Origin of the sequence: Halomonas kalidii, from assembly GCF_030010475.1 — a bacterium.
GTDB classification, from domain to species: domain Bacteria; phylum Pseudomonadota; class Gammaproteobacteria; order Pseudomonadales; family Halomonadaceae; genus Halomonas; species Halomonas heilongjiangensis.
Map to the genome: position 1 here is coordinate 1 of NZ_JASCQN010000034.1, position 20,990 is coordinate 20,990.

At 66.0% G+C, this 20,990-nt stretch carries 21 protein-coding genes; 6 read left to right on the plus strand and 15 right to left on the minus strand.

Annotation, left to right across the window (positions count from 1 at the left end):
- The 4 genes from QLQ85_RS09965 to QLQ85_RS09980 form a co-directional block, all read left to right on the plus strand.
- A partial coding sequence (locus tag QLQ85_RS09965) for a bacteriophage T4 gp5 trimerisation domain-containing protein (RefSeq protein WP_407650376.1) occupies positions 1-595 on the plus strand: 595 nt, incomplete at its 5' end.
- The gene (locus tag QLQ85_RS09970; protein ID WP_282738855.1) at positions 580-1,407 is read left to right on the plus strand and encodes a DUF4123 domain-containing protein; all 828 of its coding nucleotides are present in this window, start codon (positions 580-582) and stop codon (positions 1,405-1,407) included. The genes QLQ85_RS09965 and QLQ85_RS09970, both read left to right, overlap by 16 nt.
- A complete protein-coding gene (locus QLQ85_RS09975) occupies positions 1,404-4,688 on the plus strand; it encodes a hypothetical protein (RefSeq protein ID WP_282738856.1) in 3,285 nt (1,094 codons plus the stop codon). Before QLQ85_RS09970 ends, QLQ85_RS09975 begins: the two co-directional genes overlap by 4 nt.
- 16 nt (positions 4,689-4,704) lie before the next feature.
- Positions 4,705-5,679: a tetratricopeptide repeat protein gene (locus QLQ85_RS09980; RefSeq protein WP_282738857.1), complete on the plus strand. Its 975-nt coding sequence runs from the start codon at positions 4,705-4,707 to the stop codon at positions 5,677-5,679.
- 147 nt (positions 5,680-5,826) lie between these two features.
- Here QLQ85_RS09980 and QLQ85_RS09985 read toward each other — a convergent pair whose 3' ends face one another.
- The 6 genes from QLQ85_RS09985 to QLQ85_RS10010 form a co-directional block, all read right to left on the minus strand.
- Positions 5,827-7,164 (minus strand): serine hydrolase, encoded by a 1,338-nt coding sequence (locus tag QLQ85_RS09985; protein WP_282738858.1) that lies wholly within the window; start codon positions 7,162-7,164, stop codon positions 5,827-5,829.
- Between the two features lie 174 nt (positions 7,165-7,338).
- Positions 7,339-8,559 (minus strand): zinc metallochaperone GTPase ZigA, encoded by a 1,221-nt coding sequence (gene zigA, locus QLQ85_RS09990; protein ID WP_282738859.1) that lies wholly within the window; start codon positions 8,557-8,559, stop codon positions 7,339-7,341.
- Positions 8,559-8,798, minus strand: coding sequence for a TraR/DksA C4-type zinc finger protein (locus QLQ85_RS22910; protein WP_456070440.1), 240 nt, complete (start codon positions 8,796-8,798; stop codon positions 8,559-8,561). Before QLQ85_RS22910 ends, zigA begins: the two co-directional genes overlap by 1 nt.
- A gap of 344 nt (positions 8,799-9,142) precedes the next feature.
- Positions 9,143-9,568 (minus strand): PPC domain-containing protein, encoded by a 426-nt coding sequence (locus tag QLQ85_RS10000; protein WP_282738860.1) that lies wholly within the window; start codon positions 9,566-9,568, stop codon positions 9,143-9,145.
- Between the two features lie 200 nt (positions 9,569-9,768).
- Positions 9,769-10,530, minus strand: a complete 762-nt coding sequence (locus tag QLQ85_RS10005; protein ID WP_282738861.1) for a sulfite exporter TauE/SafE family protein — start codon at positions 10,528-10,530, stop codon at positions 9,769-9,771.
- Between the two features lie 7 nt (positions 10,531-10,537).
- Complete coding sequence (locus tag QLQ85_RS10010) at positions 10,538-10,684, minus strand: hypothetical protein (protein WP_282738862.1); 147 nt, start codon at positions 10,682-10,684, stop codon at positions 10,538-10,540.
- Positions 10,685-10,767: 83 nt separating this feature from the next.
- Between QLQ85_RS10010 and QLQ85_RS10015 the strand changes: the two genes are divergently transcribed.
- On the plus strand, positions 10,768-11,229 hold the full coding sequence (locus QLQ85_RS10015; RefSeq protein ID WP_282738863.1) for a thioesterase family protein: 462 nt from the start codon (positions 10,768-10,770) through the stop codon (positions 11,227-11,229).
- A 123-nt stretch (positions 11,230-11,352) separates the two neighbouring features.
- Here QLQ85_RS10015 and QLQ85_RS10020 read toward each other — a convergent pair whose 3' ends face one another.
- Positions 11,353-12,486, minus strand: coding sequence for a hypothetical protein (locus QLQ85_RS10020; RefSeq protein WP_282738864.1), 1,134 nt, complete (start codon positions 12,484-12,486; stop codon positions 11,353-11,355).
- 42 nt (positions 12,487-12,528) lie between these two features.
- Between QLQ85_RS10020 and QLQ85_RS10025 the strand changes: the two genes are divergently transcribed.
- Entirely contained in the window at positions 12,529-13,317 is a 789-nt protein-coding gene (locus QLQ85_RS10025; RefSeq protein WP_282738865.1) for a Fe2+-dependent dioxygenase, read from the plus strand.
- Between the two features lie 50 nt (positions 13,318-13,367).
- On the opposite strand, the gene QLQ85_RS10030 is transcribed toward QLQ85_RS10025, so the two are convergent.
- Genes QLQ85_RS10030 through narI form a run of 8 tightly spaced genes read right to left on the minus strand, consistent with a single transcriptional unit; the run spans position 13,368 to position 20,987 of the window.
- Complete coding sequence (locus tag QLQ85_RS10030; protein ID WP_282738866.1) at positions 13,368-15,437, minus strand: prolyl oligopeptidase family serine peptidase; 2,070 nt, start codon at positions 15,435-15,437, stop codon at positions 13,368-13,370.
- Positions 15,438-15,489: 52 nt separating this feature from the next.
- Entirely contained in the window at positions 15,490-16,479 is a 990-nt protein-coding gene (moaA, locus tag QLQ85_RS10035; RefSeq protein ID WP_282738867.1) for a GTP 3',8-cyclase MoaA, read from the minus strand.
- Positions 16,476-16,895 (minus strand): putative zinc-binding protein, encoded by a 420-nt coding sequence (locus QLQ85_RS10040; protein WP_282738868.1) that lies wholly within the window; start codon positions 16,893-16,895, stop codon positions 16,476-16,478. Before QLQ85_RS10040 ends, moaA begins: the two co-directional genes overlap by 4 nt.
- Before the next feature lie 22 nt (positions 16,896-16,917).
- Entirely contained in the window at positions 16,918-17,655 is a 738-nt protein-coding gene (locus QLQ85_RS10045) for a Crp/Fnr family transcriptional regulator (protein WP_282738869.1), read from the minus strand.
- Complete coding sequence (locus QLQ85_RS10050) at positions 17,621-18,886, minus strand: molybdopterin molybdotransferase MoeA (RefSeq protein WP_282738870.1); 1,266 nt, start codon at positions 18,884-18,886, stop codon at positions 17,621-17,623. Before QLQ85_RS10050 ends, QLQ85_RS10045 begins: the two co-directional genes overlap by 35 nt.
- Positions 18,883-19,455 carry a molybdenum cofactor biosynthesis protein B gene (gene moaB, locus QLQ85_RS10055; protein WP_282738871.1) on the minus strand — a complete coding sequence of 191 codons (573 nt, stop codon included), beginning with the start codon at positions 19,453-19,455 and terminating at the stop codon, positions 18,883-18,885. The genes QLQ85_RS10050 and moaB overlap by 4 nt, the downstream gene beginning before the upstream one ends.
- Positions 19,456-19,468: 13 nt before the next feature.
- A complete protein-coding gene (locus QLQ85_RS10060) occupies positions 19,469-20,290 on the minus strand; it encodes a peptidylprolyl isomerase (protein WP_282738872.1) in 822 nt (273 codons plus the stop codon).
- Positions 20,291-20,303: 13 nt separating this feature from the next.
- Entirely contained in the window at positions 20,304-20,987 is a 684-nt protein-coding gene (gene narI / locus QLQ85_RS10065) for a respiratory nitrate reductase subunit gamma (RefSeq protein WP_282738873.1), read from the minus strand.
- Positions 20,988-20,990: the final 3 nt, after the last annotated feature.

A 20,990-nucleotide genomic window follows, 5' to 3' on the forward strand; every position in this document is an offset into this window, starting at 1 on the left:
CGAGCGCGAGCAGATCTGGCTGCACGCCCAGAAGGACCTGGAGCTGCTGACCAACAACGACCGCACCGAGGAGATCGGCAACGACAGCTTCCTCACCGTGCACAACGACCGAATCGGCGAGATCCACGCCGACGAACACCACACCGTGCGCGGCAACCGCCATGAGCAGACCGACGGCAGCCAGCACCTGATCGTGCAGGGCAGCCTGCATGTCCAGGCCGGCCAGGCCTGGCTCACCGAGAGCGGCCGCGAGCTGCACATCAAGGCCGGCCACAAGGTGGTGCTGGAAGCCGGCAGCGAACTGACGCTGAATGCCGGCGGCAGCTTCCTCAAGCTCGACGGTAGCGGCGTGACCCTGGTCGGGCCCACGGTGAAGGTCAACGCCGGCGGCAGCCCCGGCTCGGGCTCCGGCCAGGCCGCCGAAACGCCGCTGCTGCCGGGACGGGCGGTGCCCGAGGGGCATGAGGCGATACCGCCCACCGCCCTGCCCAAGCTCAAGGATTACCAGCTCTCCGACGCGACGCTGATGCCGCTGTGCGGCAAGCTGAGCGATACCCAGTGCAGCCGGGAGGATTGCCCATGCCTGGCTGGCTGACCCGTATCGGCGAGCGCAGCCAGCGAGTCGACACCGTGGCCGCGTGCTTCGCTGCCCATCGCCCCGTCTTCCTGGTACTTGATCAGCGTCGTGCCGCCGAGCGCTGCGCCGCACTCGTAGGCCAGCCCGGCTGGCACGACTACCTGACCCTGTTCGCTGGCACGCCCCTGGCCCCGCTCATCGAAGCGAGCCCCTGGCTGATAGAACTCAAGCTAGGCAGCGAGGCCTGGCAGGCCGCCGCCGCGCTGTGCCAAGAGCAGCGCTGCGGCTGGGCCTTCCAGCCCGCGCAGGACACCCGTCTCGCTGACCTGGCCGACCACCTGCGCCGCCTGTTCGTGCTCGACGACCCCCATGGCGGCCAGTCGCTGGTCAACGTGCAGGACCCGGCCGCCTGGACGACCCTGCTCGCCGCCGGCAGCGACACCAGCTACGCCCACTGCATCGGGCCGCTCGGGCAGGTCGTCACGCCCACGCCACTGCCGCACTGGCAGGCGTGGCTACCCACTGATGAAGCTGACGAAGCCGCGGCGCCGCCGCTTACCCACGAACTGGAACGGGCCCTGAAAGAGATCCAGCGCGCCTGGTGGCTCAGCCAGGCGGCCGACATACCGCTGCAGAAACTGCCGCCCGAATGGCTGGAGCGGCTAACACAGCTCGCCGAGGCAGACATCGCACGCTGGCGGGACAGGAAGCGCCTGCTGCCCCTGGTTCGCCACGCCGATGCTGCAACGTGGCGCCACGCCCAAGCCATCCTGTTCGACGCGAGCCTCACCGTGCAGCAGAAAATCAGCGAACTGGAGCGCCATTCATGACCTCGAACTCCCGGCCCGGAAGCCTGCACTCCCCGCTGATCCTGCCTGAATTCCAGCTGCCCCCCTATGAAGGGGGCCAGGAAGCCTCGGCCCCGATGGCCTGCGAAGCGGCCCCCTGGGCCGACATCCTCTATCTCACCGGAACCGGCGCCTTCTGGCTGCTCACCGAGGAGGTCGCCGACGCCCTGCACGAAGCCGCCGGTGAGCTCGCCGGCTGGGTGAAAGTGGAAGACCCCATCCAGCGCATGGAACACCTCTCCAAGGATGCCGGCGTGATGGAGTGTTTCCTGCCGGCGCGGCCGGAAAACTTCCTGGAGGCAGCCGAGCGCGATCAGGCAGGCGAGAAGCTGAAGCGCCTGGGCGAACTGATGCAGGAACGCGGCGACGAGGAGGCGGATCCGGCTCAGCGCGTCAGCGCCCATACCCCGCTGAGCGAGAACCCCTGGTTCTGGGTCTTTCCATTTCCTGTAGGCGCCTCCCGTCTCTGGAACTGGAACGACGAGGAGACCCGCCTGGTGGAGGAGCTTCATGCCCTCTATCGCCGGGGCATGGAGCGCGCCAGGGAGGAAGGCTATGTGATCGAAGGCGGCGGCTACTACGGCCCCTGGGAAGCGGAGATCGAATCGGCACTGGAAACCTATCGCCAATGCCGCGACAGGGTGATCAGAGAAGTCGCTTCCGTCGAGCGTCCGGGCGAGCTTATCCCCGTTAGAGAAGCACTGGCAGAGTACCAGGCCTTCCTTGCCGATTGTGAGGCCATGTCACCGGTAGACTCCTCTCGTTGCCAAGTCATCGGGGATTTTATCCACCATCAAGTGGAGCACCTGGGCGCCGAGGTAACCGCTTACCAAGACAGCATCCTCGCCCTGGCAACGCTGGGAGTGGCAACGCCTGAATGGGCGCTAGCCAATGTGACCACGTCCAGCATGAACGGCAGGCTCGAACCGGGCGTCAATGCCTTTGATTACTATAATCGCCTCCTAAAAACCGCTGCGGATCTCTTTCAAGAGGTCGAAGACAAGCTGTCCGAATGGGCAACAGCCACCGCACGTAACGCATCCCTGCCTTTGCACCTATTCGATGATGAACGCCAGGCATTTAACCAGTTGACTGACCAACTGGATGCCCTGTACCAACTGGCCGAACGCCAAGTTGAGAACATGCGCCCACGCCGAGTGCTGTTCTGGCAAGCGGATATTGATGACCAGCGTCATGCGCTTGGCTACCAACGGCAATCCATCGATGTCCTAGTGCGCAAGGACTTTCCACTGCGCGAGTTCAGTTCTCCGTTAGGTAACTATCCGCTCAGTCACGTCAGCCTGCTGCACTTGATGCGTGACATTCGTGATGGCGAGCGCGCCACTCTGATGCACCACCTAGAGCAAGATGGTGTGCTTCCTGCCACGCTATGGCAGGCCAACGAAACGGCCCTCTCCAACTGGTTGGCCCGGCGCGGCTGCGAGCGCATCGAGCGACGCGCCGAATGGTTCGAGGAACGCCTGGGCTTCTTCGTGCCCGACGCTTTCTTCGACTATCTCGACGCCCAAGGGTATGAGGTGCAGTCTCTCCAGCAAGGAAGCGCCAAGAGCGCCTGGGCGGAGACATTGCAGCGCATCCTGTTCACCGGCCCCAGCCGTGAGCGCCTGCGCCTGTTCGATGCCAGCGCTCAGGCACAGATGCTGCGCCTGGTGGGCATGCCCCATGCCTCGCTGAACGACGCGCTGGATACCCACCTCGACGAACCGGTGACCCTGATCGAGCGAGAGGCCTCGCTGGAACTCTTCGAGTGGGAAGAAAAATCGAAGGCGGAAGGCTCGGTATCGGCGCAAATGCAGCAGCGTCGCGAAGTCGCCGGCGAGCGCAACATTGGCGGCCCTCGCCACGGCCCCTGGCGTGCCGCCGAGGGCTCAAGCGGCACGCGCTCCAGTGCTGGGGCCAAATACCAGTTGGAATTGAAAGGCACCTACAGCCTGGCACGTGGTGAGATCAGCCTGGGTACGCTGCACCTTCCTCACGAAAGCGATGCCGTACCATTCGCCGCGGTACTGACGCAACGCGAGAACGAGCTACGCGATCTCGGCTGCTACTCGTTGCAAGTGGCGGCGGTCGCCAAGGGATTCGCGGGCGCCACCCTGGCGCTGACGGCCGAAACCGGGCTGGGCTTCGACCATAACGGCGTCAAGCTCACCGGGCTCGAGTGGGCCCAGCGCGAGGCCCAAGGGGCCACCTTCAAGGCCTTTGCCGGTGCCACGGTAGGGGTCAACACGCGCTGTAGCATACGTTGGCAGCCGCCGGCCGATATCACCCGGCAGCTGCCCCAACTGGCCGACCGCGACTGGCTGACCTTGAGCAACCAGCAGCACGAACTCACCGCCTGGCGCACTCTCGGCCATGCCGTGCTGGGGCTGGAAGCCGCTGGCGGGATAGGCGGCGAGCTCGGCCTGCGCCTGGGCGTTCACCAGGGCAGGTTCGTGGCCTACTTCAAGGGCAAGGTCGTGGCGGGCAAGGGCGTGGGCGGCCAGATCGCCATGGAGCTGGACCTGCAGCAGCTGAACCTGTGGCTGATGATGCTCAGCCAGGCGCTGCGCGACAACGACTATGGCTTCGTTGACTGGGTGGACCGCGACGCCTACGAAGGCATGAGCTATCTGGCTTACCTAGCGACGACCACGCTGCTGGACGTGGGCCTGCTCGCCGCCCAGGGGCTGGATGGCATCCGCCGGCTCTACGACCTGATGACACAGAGCGATCGAGCAGGGCTGATTGCTTATGTCATCGTAAGACGTACAGGTAGTGATAGAGAGCAACTCGCCAAGTGGGTACAGCATCTGTCGCCCGAGGCGCTGGGGCCACTGCTGAATACGCTTGCGACCTCGCCTGGGTGGTTTGGTTATACCGTGGAAGATGAGGAATTTGACCGTGGTAGAGCCATTGACCTTCAGCAAATAGCCATTTCCAACTGCCTCGAATGGTTGGAAGAGGGCTATATCGCGAGTGGGCATTATGCTCGTGAGGATGCTAAGCAGCTCTTTGAGAGAGCAGTAGCCAGAATGTCGCAAGATGGTCGTCACGACAGTTTTCAAAGCTGGGTGCAGGCGTATTGTCATAACCGTGAGCGACTGGATCAATTTATGGCACAAAATAATACCAATAGCATTGAAGCTAGTGATGCTAGGGGATTGTATCGAGATTCCTCGAGTCGTTTGGGAGCCGATGTAAACGAATACCGTTACACCGTCTCCACGCGACGCGGCACCCGTATACGTTACAGAGAAAATTAATTTAGTGGATACCGGCATGCTAAAGAGATTACTACTGCTTACATTGCTAGCATTTTCAACCAATATTTTGGCGCTGGAGCCAGACACTCAGGCGGCGAAAGACGAAGGGATGCGGCTTTATGGGATTGGTATTTCCGCTGAAACCATTCCTTACCTAGAGCCTGCCGCTGAAGCTGGTGATGTTGAAGCCATGTACTACCTGGGTGAAGTACACCGGCTGCGGAATATGGGCTTAACGACAGAAGCCATGGAGTGGTATCTACAGGCCGCCGAGCAAGGTGATGTTTATGCCATGCTGCGATTGTTCCAAGGCGGAGCCTGCACCGCTGGCGACGAATGCCCGGAGGGCTACGATGACTGGCATTATGCTGCTCTGGATATCGTCAAGCCCAGGGCCGAAGCGGGCGATCCGGATGCCATGCTGGAACTATTCCATACCTACCGGATGCTGGACGAATCCAGTCGGGCAGGTGAATGGTTAGAGAGCGCGGCTGAAGCCGGGCAACCCGAGGCGCAAACTATTCTTGGTACGCAAATCCTGGATGGCCGAGGCTGGTACTGGACCAATAGCCGCCGCTTGGAAGCAGCCGAAGGGTGGTTTAGGCGAGCTGCGGAGCAAGGCTATGTGCCTGCAATAGATCAGCTTTCGAGTGTTCTTCGCGATAAAGGAGAATACGAAGAGGCTTGGCATTGGGCGAATAAAGCTTCCGATAATGGAAGCTATGATTCACGTCTACTAATCGGCGCCTGCTCCTTAAATCCCGACGAGTTCCCTATTTGCTTAAATGACAGGGATGTTGTGAAAGGCTGGGCCATTCTCCATGCTATTGATGTTGAGACCCAGGGGGCTGGGCTTATCAGAGGTAGTAAGCGGTTAAGGGGAAAATTGTTAACGGATGACCAAATGAATGAAGCTGAAGCACTCGCATGGGAAGAATGGATTGATCGCGAGCCCTCGCTTTCTCGCTTCCCTCCCCGGTTCGGGTTCTGAGCTGGCATACCTCAGCATCACTCTTTTGTTCCCTGCTTCGCCTTAGCGCTAACAGTTTCCAGCAGTAACTGGGCGCTGAAGCCCCCTCCAGAGCTGCATTATCGCTTATGCAGTTCTTGAGGGGGTCACTTCAGCGTGCGGCAGCCACTAGAGCCCGGCGTTGATCACCATGCAGTCCATGCCTTCCTGTACCAGGCTGCGGCAGGCGCGGTAGGCCTGGTTCTCGTCGAGGTTGACCAGGCGCGCCCGGAAGATCTTCTGCGGCCCGGTAATCTCGTCCACGTCGATACGCGCATCGGCCAGCTCGCTGGTGAGGCGATCGGCGGCGCGGCTGGCCAGGCTGCGGGCGTTGTCGGCATTGCTGAAGGCGCCCACCTGGACTCCCCAGCCGCCGCTCGGCCCCACCGGTTCGAGGCGGTGTACGACCCGCTCGGGAGAAGCGGCCGACGGCTCGGAGCGCGCGATCAGGTCGCGGATCGGGTCTTCCGCGGAGCCCTGCGCGGTACCCGAGCGCACGGCGGGCGGTGCCGAGGTGGCCGCCTGGCGCTCGATCGTGGAGGTCTCGAGGCTGGCCAGCAGGGTTGATGACCCGCCACTGGGTGCCGCGGGAGTCTCCGGTGCCTGCCTGCCGCCGCTGTTGGTCATGAAGTCGCCGGAGAAGTCCGATTGTGCGACCCAGTCACCGCGGCCAAGCAGCGAGGCACGCGCGAAGCCGCGGTCGAGCAGGTCGGCCATATGGGCATCGCGGGACTGGGCGGTGAATCCCCCCATCACCACCGAGAGGATACGCCGGCCGTCGCGTACCGCCGAGGTGGCGACGTTGAAGCCGGAGGCACGGATGAAGCCGGTCTTGAGACCATCGGCCCCGGCATAGCTACGCACCAGCCGGTTGTGACTGTTGTGGGTGGTACCGCGGTAGGTGAAGCTCTGGGTGGAGAAGTAGGGATAGTACTGCGGGAAGTCCTTCATCAGGCGGATCGACAGCGTGGCCATGTCCCGCGCGGTGGTGGTCTGACCGTTGTCGGGCAGGCCCGAGGCGTTGCGGAACTGGGTGGTCGGCATGCCGAGCTCACGGGCCTTGGCGGTCATCATCTGGCCGAACTGGCGTTCGCTGCCGGCCAGTGCCTCGGCGATGACCACGGCCACGTCGTTGGCCGAGCGCACCACCAGGGCGAGGATCGCATCCTCCACCGCGATGCTGGAGCCGGCCTTGAGCCACAGCTTCGAGGCCGGCATGGCGGCCGCCTGGGCCGACACCGGCAGCGCCTGGTGCAGGCTCATGGAGCCGTTCTCCAGCGCCTCGAACAGCAGGTAGAGCGTCATCATCTTGGTGAGAGACGCCGGATAGCGCGTCTCGTCGGCATTGGCGGCGTGCAGCACCTCGCCGCTCTCGACGTCGACCACGATCGCCGCATAGCGCGGATTGGCCTGGGCCGTCGTGGCGATGGACATGGCCAGACACGCCAGCAGCACGAATGCCACCATGCCATGGCGCCGTATTGTGGTTATGGTTGCGGTCACCATATGCGTACCCTCTGAGTTCCCCTGCGCGCCGTCGACGCGGCCCTTCATACATGCATTATGAACAGGATATCCATACTGTACAGTGTGAAAAACGTGGGACAAGGGCCGTATTTGCCGGCTTCACTCCACACTCCATCACTGCCAGGCCGGAAAGGGATCCGGCAACGCTTCCCAGACCGCCTTTCCCGCCGACAGTTCCCCGTCGCTCAGCAGGCAGTCGTCGAGCGCCCGGCAGATCCGCTCCCGGTCGAGGTGCTGGCCGATGAACACCAGCTCCTGGCGCATGTCGCCGAAGGGCTCCTGCCACTTCGCCATGATGGCGGCACGGTACTCCGGGTCGTCGGGCCAGCGCGACTCTGGCACCGCCTTCCAGAACAGGCCGGCGAAACCGTGATGGGCAATGCCTCCGGCCTGGCTCCACTGCCCCGCAAACTGCGGCCGGGTAGCCAGCCAGAAGAATCCCTTGGAGCGTAGCAACCGGCCGCCGAACCAGTCACCGTGCAGCAGCTCATGGAACTTCTGCGGATGGAAGGGCCGGCGGGCGTGATAGGCGAAGCTCGAGATGCCGTACTCCTCGGTCTCCGGCACGTGCTCGCCGCGCAACTCCTTGAGCCAGCCGGGGGCCTGCTGGGCACGCTCGAAGCTGAAGCGGCCGGTGGCGAGCACCTTGTCCAGCGCGACCTGGCCACGGGCCATGGGGATCAGCTCGGCATCGGGATTGAGCGAGTGCAGCACCGCCTCGAGCTCCGCGAGCCGGGCCGCGTCGATCAGGTCGGTCTTGCTGATCAACAACACGTCGCAGAACTCGATCTGGTCGACCAGCAGGTCGGCGACGTTGCGCTCGTCCTCCTCGCCCAGGCTCTCGCCGGCTTCGGCCAGCGACTGGGCCTCGCGGTACTGGTCGAGGAAATTGACGCCATCGACCACGGTGACCAGGGTGTCGAGCCGGGCCACGCTGGAGAGGCTGCGGCCGTGCTCGTCCTCGAAGGTGAAGGTCTCGGCCACCGGCAATGGCTCGGAGATGCCGGTGGACTCGATCACCAGCTGATCGAAGCGCCCCTCCCTCGCCAGGCGGCCGACCTCGACGAGCAGGTCCTCGCGCAGGGTGCAGCAGATGCAGCCGTTGCTCATCTCGACCAGCCGCTCCTCGGCCCGATTGAGGGCAACCTCACCGTCACCGTCGGGCGTGCCGCGCACCATGGCGGCATCGATGTTGACCTCGCTCATGTCGTTGACGATCACCGCCACGCGCCGTCCCTCGCGATTGGCGAGGATGTGGTTGAGCAGGGTGGTCTTGCCGGCGCCGAGAAAGCCGGACAGCACGGTGACGGGCAGGGTATCGGACGCGGTGGTCATCACTGGTCTCCTCGGGATTTGCTGAAGTGGTGCTCGCGCAGCTCCTGGCGTTCCTTGGCCTCCAGGCAGAGGGTCGCGGTGGGCCTCAGCAGCAGGCGCTCCAGGCCGATGGGCAGGCCGGTCTCCTCGCAGTAGCCGTAGTCGCCCTCGTCGATCCGCCGCAGGGCCTGGGCGATCTTGCGCAGCAGCCGTGTCTCGCGGTCGGCCTGGCGCAGCAGCAGGCGCGTCTCCTCCTCGATCGCCGCGCGGTCGAATTCATCGCCCCCCGCTGATGGGCACCGATGGCGTCACGCACTTCCTTGAGGTGGCTCTCCACCTCGGTCTGCTCGGCCAGCAGCCGCCGGCGAAAGAACGCCAGCTGTTCGTCGTTCATGTAGTCGTCTTCCGGCATGGCCAGCAGACGCAGCGCTTCCGGGCTAGGTGCCATGGAGGGTCTCCTGCGGGGCATCAAATGCGCAATGTTATATTATTGCATTACTGGCGCAAGTCTCTTGCGTGACGACGCCTCATCCCTCGTCGATCCTTGCCGCGAGTCACAGTGTGGTGCCCTCCCGCAGGCCCTGCAGCGTCCGCGCGAGCGCGCTCAGTCCTCCGCGATCGTCAGCAACACCTCGTAGCGGTAGTCGCGATGCAGGCAGTCGAAGGCCGAGCGGCACGCATGGGGATTGCTGACCCTCAGATACCAGGTGCCGGCCGCCAGGGACTCCTCGATCCGGAAGTTGCTGTCGGCGCCGCTGGTCCAGTCGCGTGCCACGACCCGCCCCTCGCTGTCGAGCAGTTGCCCCGCGGGAGAGACGAAGCCCACGTCCGCGGGGAAGGTGTGGCTCTCCAGCACCACCTTGGCGGGGGCCTCCAGGGTGAAGGTGAAATAGCGCTGCCCCGCCATCATGACCTGGTAGGACCGGCCGGGCACCAGCTCGATGGCGCCTTCCCGCGGGTCGTGCACGCCGGCACAGCCGGCCAGTGCCCACAGGCAGGCGGCGCACAGGAGAAATACGTAACGACGCATGACAAGCTCCTCTTCCCGGACACACGAGCCGCACCGCCGCCTCCCTTGCCGGCGGAGGTGCGCTACCCCTGAGCCTACGCTTTGTCTGAAAACTGCCTGCGCTCGCCGACTTTTCAGACAAAGCTTAGCTGGCCGGCGGGACACCGTCGCGGAGCCCTCGCCGCTTCCGAAGAGTGCCACACCCGATCTCGCCGGCCATGTCACGCCCCGCCAAGACGTCCCGCCCCCAGCCAGATCAGGCGCAGGGCGAGCAGCGTCAACATCCACTTGAAGAGGGTATCGAAGCGCTGGTCGGAGAGCCGGTGCAGCAGGCGCAGGCCGAGCCAGGTACCGACGACGCCGGCCGCCACCATGGCCAGCATCAGGCCGAACCAGTCGCGGAACACGAAGCCAGCGACCCCGAACACGAAGGCCTTGGTGAGGTGCTGGAAGGTCATGCAGGCGGCGAAGGTGGCCACCCGTGGCAGGCGCTCGGTGAAGTGCTGCTTGACGAAGGCGGCGACCAGCGGGCCGGTGGCCCCCACCAGGCTGGAGAGGAAGGTGGTCAGGGCCCCGGCGAGCAGGGTGCCGCCGCGGCCGAGGAGGCGCTGTGGCCACCCAGACCCCCAGCAGGAATAAAGCACGAAGGCGGCGATGCACAGCTCCAGCACCCCGACGGGCAGGCGCACCAGCAGCCAGGCGGCGACCAGGGCACCCAGCACCACCCCGGGCAGGAAGGCCACCAGCAGGCCGCGATCCAGGTGCCGCCAGGTCATCACCGCCCGGCCGCCGTTGGAGCCCAACTGCACCATGCCATGCACCGGGATCAGAGCGGTGGCCGGCATCACCTGGGCCATCGCCATGATCAGCAGGGTGCCACCGCCGATGCCGGCCGCGGCGGAAACCCCCGAGGTCAGCACCGAGAGCAGCACCAGGCCCAGGTTCAGGCTCGCCGGCAGCGGCGAGAGCGCCTCCAGCATCATGATTGGATCACTCGATTCGTTCCTCCTCCAGGGCGTGGCAGGTCACCTCGCTGCCGTCATCGCGGGCGATCAACCGCGGCACCTCGCGCGGGCAGCGCGGGGGAAGGCGCAGCCCTTGTGAGCGTTTCTCCCACACCTTAGCCAAGAATGCCAACGCCTCTCCGTGCAACCTTGCAGCCGACAACCCGGCACAGGGATACTCGGGCCTGGCTGGCAAGATCGGAGAGGAGACGCCGCATGCCTCTGCTTGAAACCCGTGTGGCCCCGGAGTGGGTCGACTACAACGGCCATATGAACGATGCCGAATACGCCCGGGTCTTCTCTCTGGCGGTGGAGGCGCTGATGGACCGCATCGGCCTGGATGTCGACGGCCGGGCCCGCCACGGCTATACCCTCTACACCCTGGAAACGCACCTGTGCTATCGGCGCGAGGCCCATGAAGGCGCGCTGTTGGTGGTAGACCTGATGCTGCTCGATCACGATGCCAAGCGCTTGCACGTATTCTTCACGATGCGTGATAGCGAAGGCCGGGAGCTGGCTACCAGCGAACAGATGCTGATGGGCATGAGCAGTGAAAACGGTCGCCCCAGTGCCTTTCCCGAGAGCGTGGCAGAGCATATCGCGCATCTGCCACATCCCGCCGACGGCGAATGGCCGGTGCTGGCTGGGCGGCGTATCGCCATCCCCCGCAGCCACTGATAGGAATCTCGCCAGCCGTGGTTTCACTTCCAGAAACGAAGAAGGCCTGCCCCAGGTGATGGCTAGTCACCTGGGGCAGGCCTTAGCAGGAGCGAAATAAGACCGCTCTCTTCAGTATGAGTCTCAGTACTGTCCGAGCTGTGATTCAAGCTTGAACATGCTGGCCGACAGCTCACCGGAGCTCATGACCGGCGATTCTGGTGCCTCTGCCGATGGCCAAGCCTGCAATGCTTCGTCGTAGGCCGACACCAATTCATCGAGGGACTCGGTACCGTTGGCCTGGAAGAGCTCGGCATGAGCCTCGAGCAGCGACTTGGCAACGAGCATGAAGCCACGACCATCCTGGTATTCGACGACATTGACGAACTGGCCATCGTCGACCGCTTCGGCATACTCGTTCGTGGCTTGGCGTACCAGTGCCAATTGAACACGGCTCTGGAAGGCCACATCTTCACGCAATTCAGGATCGACATCCTGCATGGCGGACTCGATGGCACCGATGGCCTCCTCGTAGGCATCTTCGTGCTGCCCCCATTCGCCACCTTCACGGACCTCGTCGACCAAGGCTTGCAGGGTATCTTCGAAGTCCTCGACTCCACGCTGCTCGAAAGCGGGTTCCAGCCCCTCGTAATGCTCATGGATGGGGTGCCCGAAGTGAGGCTGGGCAGCGGTTTGCTCACCCTCTTGATACAGCTCGCGCGCCACTTCGAGGTGGCCTTGCATCATGGCGAGGCTGGTGTAGTAGACACCGGGGTTGGAGGCATCGATATGCTGGCCGGCTTCTCCGCCTTCGCCGCCTTCGCCACCTTCGCCGCCTTCGCCACCTTCACCGCCTTCACCGCCTTCACCACCAGCGGAAGCGTTCAGGTAAGCAAAGACTGCGAACGGATCGGGACCCTCGGCATGGCCGGCCTCACCGCCTTCACCGCCTTCACCGCCTTCACCGCCTTCACCGCCTTCACCGCCTTCACCGCCTTCACCGCCTTCACCGCCTTCACCGCCTTCACCGCCTTCCTTATGATGGCCGGCTTCTCCGCCCTCGCCACCTTCGCCCCCTTCCTTGTGGTAACCGGCTTCACCGCCCTCGCCACCTTCTCCGCCTTCTCCGCCTTGCTCGTTGTGGGCGAGCATCAGAGTATCGGGGCCCTGGGTGAACTCGGGCGGGAGTTCGGTCTCCGCCCAGCTGGCCGTACTGGTACCCAGCAGGACACATGTGCCGACGCCGACCCAGAGCTTGGTACGAGTATTGTTGGACATGGGGACTTCCTTATTCATTTCCGTTTGCCATAGCACTCGGCCGTGAAGGCCGGTTCGGATGCCGACTACAGAGAGTGCCGACTGCGCAAGCTTAATGCAAACCATTCACGCTTGTTTATAATTAACGGCAATTTTTACTGGAGTGGAGCGCTAATCGTGATCCTATGCATCGATCAGGTCATTCCGGCCGAGCTGCTGCAACGGGTGCAAACCACCCTGGCTGACGCCTCCTTTCGCGACGGCCGCGAAACGGCGGGGTGGCATGCTCGTACGGTCAAGCTCAATCAACAGGCCGACAGCCGTCAACCAGAGGTAGCGGCCCTACGCCAGGAACTCACCGCCGAACTACAACGCCATCCGCTGTTTCAGATGGCGGCTCGCCCCAAGCGCATCAAGCCGTTGATGTTCAGCCGTTATGAGCAGGGCATGAGCTACGGCAACCATGTCGACGATGCGGTGATGGCCACGCCCCAAGGCGCCATGCGCTCGGACCTGTCCTTTACCCTCTTCCTCAACGACCCGGACAGCTACGACGGCGGCGAACTGCTCATCGATTCCACCGCCGGCGAACAGGCCTACAAGCTGCCCGCCGGGGCCCTGATCCTCTATCCCTCCTCGACCCTGCACCGGGTCGAGCCGGTGACGCGCGGCCAGCGGCTGGCCGCCGTCGGCTGGACCCAGAGCCAGGTCCGCGATCCTCAGCAGCGTGAAATCCTGTTCGATCTGGATACCACACGGCGTCAGGTCTTCGAGGAGAGCGGCAAGTCCCGCACTTTCGACATGCTGTCGAAAAGCCTGGCCAACTTGCTGCGGATGTGGGCAGACCCCTGAAGACCACTGACACCGAACGGCACGCCGACCCTTGATCTTGGACGATCACCTCACCCCGGGAACAGCCTCTTTCTGAGGAAGGTGAAGGCCAGGGCCTGCATATGGGCCCGCTGGCGATTGTCGGCCGCGCCGCCATGGCCGCCCTCGATGTTCTCGTAGTAGAGCACCCGATGCCCCTGCTCGCGCATCCGCGCCATCATCTTGCGGGCGTGGCCGGGATGGACCCGGTCGTCACGGGTGCTGGTCATCAGCAGCAGCGGCGGGTAGTCCGCCGCGGCGTCGAGGTTGTGGTAAGGCGAATACTCGCGCAGGAAGGCCCAGTCGTCGCCGTCGGGATCGCCGTACTCGGCCATCCACGACGCCCCGGCGAGCAAGCGGTGATAGCGACGCATATCGAGCAGCGGCACCTGGCAGACCGCGGCACCGAACAGCCGTGGATACTTCACCAGCATGTTGCCCACCAGCAGGCCACCGTTGGAACCACCCTGGATGCCCAGATGCCTGGGCGAGGTGATGCCACGCGCAATCAGGTCTTCGGCCACCGCGGCGAAATCCTCATAGGCCTTGTGACGATTGGCCTTGAGTGCGGCGCGGTGCCAGCGCGGGCCGTATTCGCCACCACCACGGATATTGGCGACCACGTAGACACCACCCTGGCTGAGCCAGCCACACCCGATCCCACCGCTGTAGCCAGGCGTCAGCGATATCTCGAAACCGCCATAGCCATAGAGTAGCGTCGGGTTCTTGCCATTGGTCTCGATGTCCTTGCTGGCGACCATGAAGTACGGCACGCGAGTGCCGTCCTTGCTGGTGGCGAAATGCTGGCTGACAGCCAGCCCCTCGGCATCGAAGAATGCCGGTGCCGCCTTGAGCTCGCGCGGCGACTCACCGACTCGTCCGTAATACAGCGTGGTGGGCGTGAGATAGCCAGTGGCGATCATGAAATAGTCGTCGGATTCCTCGTCATCCACCGCACTCACGCTCACCGTACCGAGCTCGGGCGCCCCGGCCAGCGGCTCGCACGACCACTCGCCATCGCCGGGGGTGACCACGTAGAGTCGATTCCTGACGTCGTCGAGGACATTGAGCACGAGGTGATGACGGGTCCAGGTGGCATCCGCCAGGGAGGTGCGCTCGGTCGGCGTGAACAGCACCCGTAGCTCTCGTGATCCGGCCATGAAGGCGTCGAAGTCGGCGGCCAACAGCGCCCCCGCCGGGTGGGTCGTGCCGTCGAGCGTCCAGGGCTCGCGCAGCTCCAGGGTCAGCCAGCGCCGATGTACCTGCTTGCGGGCCGAGTTCGGCACCTCGACCTTGCGCAGGGCACCATCCGGCTCGCGCAGGTAGAGCTCGTTATCGTAGAAGGCCCGGGCGCGGCTGACGAAATCGCGCTCGTAGCCGCGCGTGTGGTCGCGCACGGCACCCACCACCATGTCATCGGCGTCGCCCTCGAAGACCGTGGTGGCCTCGGCGAGCGGGGTACCGCGCCGCCACGCCTTGACGATACGCGGGTAGCCCGAGGCGGTCAGCGAGCCCTCGCCGAAGTCGGTGTAGGCGTAGACGCTGTCGCGGTCGATCCAGGCGAGTCCTCCCTTGGCCTCGGCGCGGAAGAAGCCGTCGTCGACCCAACGCTTGTCGACGAGATCGAACTCGCGGGTCACATCGGCGTCGGCGCCGCCCCGCGACAGCGAGATCAGGCAGTGGCGCCAGGGCCCGTCCGGGTCGTGCGGCTTGAGGCAGTGGGCGCCGTGCCAGACCCAGTTCTCGCCCTCGGCGGCGTTGAGGGCATCGAGGTCGATCAGCACCTCCCAGGCCGGACGGGGCTGGCGGTACTCCGCCGGCGTGGTGCGCCGCCACAGCCCCCGCGGATGCGCCCCGTCCTGCCAGAAGTTGTAGTAGTGCGCGCCGCGCTTAACCACGAAGGGGATGCGGTCGTCGGCCTCGAGGATCGCCAGCAGGTCGGCCTGCAGGGCAGCGAAGTCGAGATCGGCCTCCAGGCGGGCCCGGGCCACGGCATTGTGTGCCCGCACCCATTCCAGTGCCCGCTCGCCCTCGACCTCTTCCAGCCAGCGATGGGGGTCGGGCGCCTCCCGATCAGGGCCCGTGGTGGGATGGCTGGGCATGTCGGCTCTCCTGCGCTGGATGATCGCTTCACCCTAGCAGAGTCGTCCCTTCCTAGCCGCCGGTCATGTTCATGAAGCGCACCACCTGAACCTCGCCGCCGGTGGTGAAGTGATGGCGCTCGGGCTTGCGGGTCATGGCGGCGACGATGGCCGCCTTGAGGCGTTCGCGATCGCCGGGATGGCGACGCATCAGGCCGCGCAGGTCCAGCGAGTGCTCGTTGCCGAGGCACAGCAGCAGCCGACCCTCGGCGGTGACCCGCACGCGGTTGCAGGCATCGCAGAAGTTATGGCTGTGGGGGGAGATAAAGCCGATCCGACTTTCGCTGTCGGGCATGCGGAAATAGCGCGACGGCCCCAGGGTGCTCTCGGTGGTGGGCACCAGGGCATGGCGGGTCTCGATGGTCGCGCGTACCGCATCGCTCGAGCAGAAGGTCTCGGCCCGGTCATGGCCGGTGACCTGGCCCAGCGGCATCTCCTCGATGAAGCTGATATCCACCTTCTCTGCCCTGGCGAATGCCACCAGGTCGAGCACCTCGTCGTCGTTGCGCCCCTTGAGGATCACCGCATTGAGCTTGATGCCCTCGAAGCCGGCGTCGCGGGCCGTGCGGATGCCGTCGAGCACCCGGGCCAGCTCGCCGGTACGGGTCAGGGCACGGAAGCGTCCCGGGTCGAGGGTATCCAGGCTGATATTTAGGCGCGTCAGGCCCCCGTCGCGCAGTGCCCTGGCGTGCTTGACCAGGCCGGCGCCGTTGGTGGTCATGGCGAAGTCGCGCAGCCCCGGCAACGCCCCGATCTCGTGTACCAGCTCGCCGATCCCCCGCCTCACCAGCGGCTCGCCGCCAGTGAGGCGAATCTTCTCCACGCCGAGCTCGACGAAGGCCCGGCACAGGGTGGCCATCTCCTCGAGGGTCAGCACCCGGGCGCGGGGCAGGAAGGTCATCTGCTCGGCCATGCAGTAGACGCAGCGGAAGTCGCAGCGGTCGGTGACCGAGAGCCGCAGGTAGCGGATGGCACGGCCGAAGCCGTCGACCAGGGACGTCATGAGGGGCACTCCGCCGGCGGCGCGTCGCGCATCGTCCGGTCCATCGGCAGCCGGGCGATCAGCTCGCCGACGCCCTCGGTGACCTCGGCGATGGTCGCCTCGCCGTAGAGCCGGCCCTTGCGCTTGCGCAGGCCCTGGTCGTAGAGCCTGACGTGCTCGGTGGGCGTCACCCCGGCATTGGCCAGGCAGTGGCTGGCGCAGTGCAGCTGGCAGCCGTCGATGGCCACGATCGGGCGCCCGGAGCGGGCCAGGCGCACCAGGGGCGGTACGCCGCCGCCCACCCCGGCGATGCAGGACATCTCCGCCACGCCGGCGTGGTCGAGGCGCAGGGCGACCTCGTTGGCCAGCTGGGCCACGTCGGAACAGCCGGAGCAGGCATAGACCAGGGTGCGTGGCCGGTTCGCTTTGCGGGACATCTCGCCTCCCTCGTTGCGGGGTTCAGTCGTCGGTCAGCAGGGCGTCGCGCAACGTCTGCTCGTCGAGCACCACCAGCCGCTGACGGTCGATGTTGATGGCACCGCTGTCGCGCAGCTTGCCGAGCAGGCGCGACAGGGTCTCCGGGGTCATGGCCAGCTGGGCGGCCAGCCAGCGCTTGGGAATGGTCAACCGCACCACCCGCGGTCCCTTGGCACGGCTGCCGGGCAACTGGCGCAGGATGTAGCTGACCAGCCGTGCCATGGCGTCGGCCTGGGTCAGCAGCGCCATGTCCTCCAGGCGTTCGGTGAGCTCCAGGGCCAGGCGGCTCATGAACTCCGCCCGGCAGGCCGGGTGGGTATCCATGAGCGCACGGCAGCGGGGGGCGGGAATCGCCAGCACGTGGGTGCGGCGCAGCGCCTCGGTGGAATAGAGGTAGCTCCCCTCGCTGGACACCATGCTCAGCTGGCCCAGGGGGCCGCCACGCTCCACGCAGCGGATGGTCGCCTGGCGGCCGTCGATGGTGTCGCGCACCAGCCTGACCACCCCGCTGATGACGATGTAGAGCCAGTGCGCCGGGGCGTCCTGGCGGAACAGCCACTCGCGGCTCTTCAGGTGGCGCACCTCCGAGGCCGCCAGCAGGGCGTCGACCTCGTCGTCGTCGAGCGCGGAGAGCCAGGGCACCCCGCGCACCAGGTCGCGCAGCTGCCGGGGCCGGAACAGCAGCTCAGTCGAGGAACTGGGCGACGGGACAGAATCCATGGGCATTCCCTTCCTCCACGTGGGTATCGGCTTCGATCATCAGGTAACCGTGGGCCTGGCTGGCGGCGCCGAGCATATGGGAGCCCTGGCCTCCCGCGAGGAACGCCACGGGGGCGCCACCGGTCCAGTCGAGCACCACCCGCAACAGTTCGCGGCGCCCGCGCGGGCCGCGCCGCGAGAAACCGGCCACCACCGGGTAGTGCTGCAGCGGGGCCGGGGCACGGCCCTGGCGGCCATGCACCAGGGGCAGCGCCAGCCACTGCCAGCCGACCAGCGAGGCCACCGGGTTGCCGGGCAGGCCGATCAGCGGTGTGCCGCGCTCGGCATCGGGGCCCAGCCAGCCGAAGGCGAAGGGCTTGCCGGGCTTCATGGCCACGCCGTGGAAGGCGAGACCGCCGAGGCGCTCGAGCACCGGACGCACATGATCCTCCTCGCCCACCGAGACCCCGCCGGTGCAGATCACCAGGTCGGCGCTGTCCCGCGCGACGATGAACGCCTCGCGCAGGGCCGGGACCGTATCGCCGACGATGCCCAGGTCGAGCACCGCGCACTGCTGCTGCGCCAGCAGGGCACGCAGCATGGCGGCGTTGCTGTTGTAGACCTGCCCCGGCCCCCGGGGCGAGCCCGGCTCGATCAGCTCGTCGCCGGTGGAGATCAGCGCCACCGTCAGGCGCGGGCGCACCGTGACCTCGGCGATGCCGTGGCTCGCCAGCAGGGCGATGGCCGCCGGGGTCAGGCGCGTGCCGGCGGCCAGCACCCGCTCGCCGGCACGGGTCTCCTCGCCACGGCGGCGGATATTGGCAGCGGCCGACACCTCCCCCTCGACGTGCACGTGCCCCCGGGCATCGAGTCGGATGCGCTCCTGGGGCACCACGGCGTCGGCGCCCAGCGGCACCGGCGCCCCGGTGAAGATGCGCGCGCAGCCGCCTGGCGGCAGGTGCAGCACCCCGGCACCGGCGGGCACCCGCTGTGCCACCATCAGGCCACGGTCCTGCGCCCTAGCGTCCTCGAGATCGGTCAGGCACAGGGCGTAGCCGTCCATGGCGCTGTTGTCGACGCCCGGCAGGTCCAGCGCCGCCATGACGTCCTCGGCGAGCACGCGGCCGGGGGCCCCGGCCAGCGCCAGGCGCTCGCGGCCCGCGACCGGCACCGCGGCGGCGATCATCCGGGCACGGGCCTCGAAGAGATCGAGCAGGCCGGGCGTGACGACCTCCGCGCAACCGCAGTTCATATCACGGCTCCAGCCCGGCCGGACGACTGGCGGCTCGTGCAGCGTCCGGCCTCTGGCAGCACCATGGCGACGAAGTTGCAGGGCCGGGTGCGGGCGTCGAGCTGGGCTTTGATGATGCCGTCCCAGGCCGTGGCGCAGGCCTTCGGCGAGCCCGGCATGGCGAAGATCAGGGTGCGGTTGGCCACTCCGGCCACGGCCCGGGACTGAATGGTCGAGCTGCCGATGGTCGCGAAGGAGAGCTGGCGGAACAGCTCGCCGTAGCCGTCGATGGCCTTGTCGAACAGCGGCGAGAGCGCCTCGGGGGTGGTGTCGCGGGGCGTGAAGCCGGTACCGCCGTTGACCAGGATCGCCTGGATGTCGTCGCGCACCACCCACTCGGAGACCACCGCGCGGATGCGGTAGACGTCATCGGGCACGATGCAGCGCGCCACCAGGTCGTGGCCGGCCTCGGTCAGGCGGCCGCTGAGCAGGTCGCCGCTGCCGTCCGCGTCGAAGCCGCGGGTATCGGAGACGGTCAGCACCGCCATGCCCAGCGGCACGAAGGAGGCATCGGCATGCACATGGGCCATCGGGAATCCTCCGTCACTGCATCAATGAACGGCCGGCATCGTCGTCCAGGGTGACCCCCTCGACGCCGATCTCGGCCTCCAGCGCCAGCAGGTAGTGGCGCAGGGCACGGCGGGTGGCCTGTTCGCGCAGGCTGTGACGGACATGCTCGGCGACCCGCTCATAGGGCAGCTCGCGCCCCTCGACGCGCTCGTCGATGCTGACCAGGTGCCAGCCGTAGCGCGAGGCCAGCGGCCGTTCATGGAGGCCCTCGGGCAGGTGCTGCAGGGCACGGTCGAGCTCGGCGACGGTCTGTCCCGGGGCCAGCCAGCCCAGCTCGCCACCCTGCTCCTTCGACGGGCACGCCGAGTGGCGCTGGGCGAACTCGGTGAAGCGCTCGGGCACGGCGGCGAGTTCCTCGAGCAGTTTCTCGCCCTGGCGATAGCCGGCATCGCGGGCCGCGGCATCGTCCGGGGCCGCGGCCAGCAGCACGTGGCGTACCCGCAGGCGGGTGGGCTCGCTGAAGCGCTCGGGATGGGCGGCGTGGAAGCGCCGGCAATCCTGCTCGGCGGGGTCCGGCACGTCCAGCTCCTGCTCCAGCAACTCGGCGATGGCGGCATCGGCCTCGTCGAGTTCGCCATTGGCCGCATCACTCAGGCCCAGGGCCGCGGCGCGCTGGCGCAGCAGCTCGCGCACCACCAGCGCACGGGCCGCCTTGAGCTGGGCAGTGCCGGCGCTGTCTGCCGGGTGGTACTGCATCTCCTGGGCGATGGCGGCCTCCTCGATGGTGGCCTCGCCGACCCGGATGGGCGGGGGGCTGGCGCCCCCCGGGATCTGTTCGATATCGATCTTCTGCATGGTCCAGTCTCCCTTACCCTCTGCGACGGACGATTTGGTAACGCCGGGTGACGTACCCGAAGGGCACGCTCCAGACATGGACCAGGCGCGAGAACGGGAACAGCAGGATGATGGTCAGCCCGAGGAAGACGTGGAGCTTGTAGATCCAGGAGACCTCGGCCATGTAGTCCGCCGCCCCGCCGCCGAAGAAGACGATCGCCTGGGCCCAGGCGGCCAGGGTGAGCATCATCTCGCCATCCAGGTGGCCCAGCGAGAAGTACACGCTGATCACGCCCAGCCCCGCCTGGAAGACGATCAGCCCGAGGATGACGTTGTCCATGACGCTCGACGAGGCCTTGACCCGCGGGTTGGTCAGGCGGCGGTAGAGCAGCATGGCGCCGCCCACCAGGCACATCACCCCGGCGATGCCACCGATGACGATGGCCAGCATCTGCTTGGCACCCGCCGACAGGAAGGGCGCATAGGCCCAGTGGGGGGTCAGCATGCCGAACAGGTGGCCGAAGAAGATCACCAGGATGCCGATATGGAAGAGGTTGCTGGCCAGGCGCATGTTCTTCGACGAGAGCATCTGGCTGGAGCCGGTCTTCCAGGTGTACTGGCCATGGTCGTAGCGCAGCAGGCTGCCGACCAGGAACACCGTACCGGCCAGATACGGGTAGTAGCCGTAGATCAGGTGTTGCAGGTATTCGGAAAACATGGC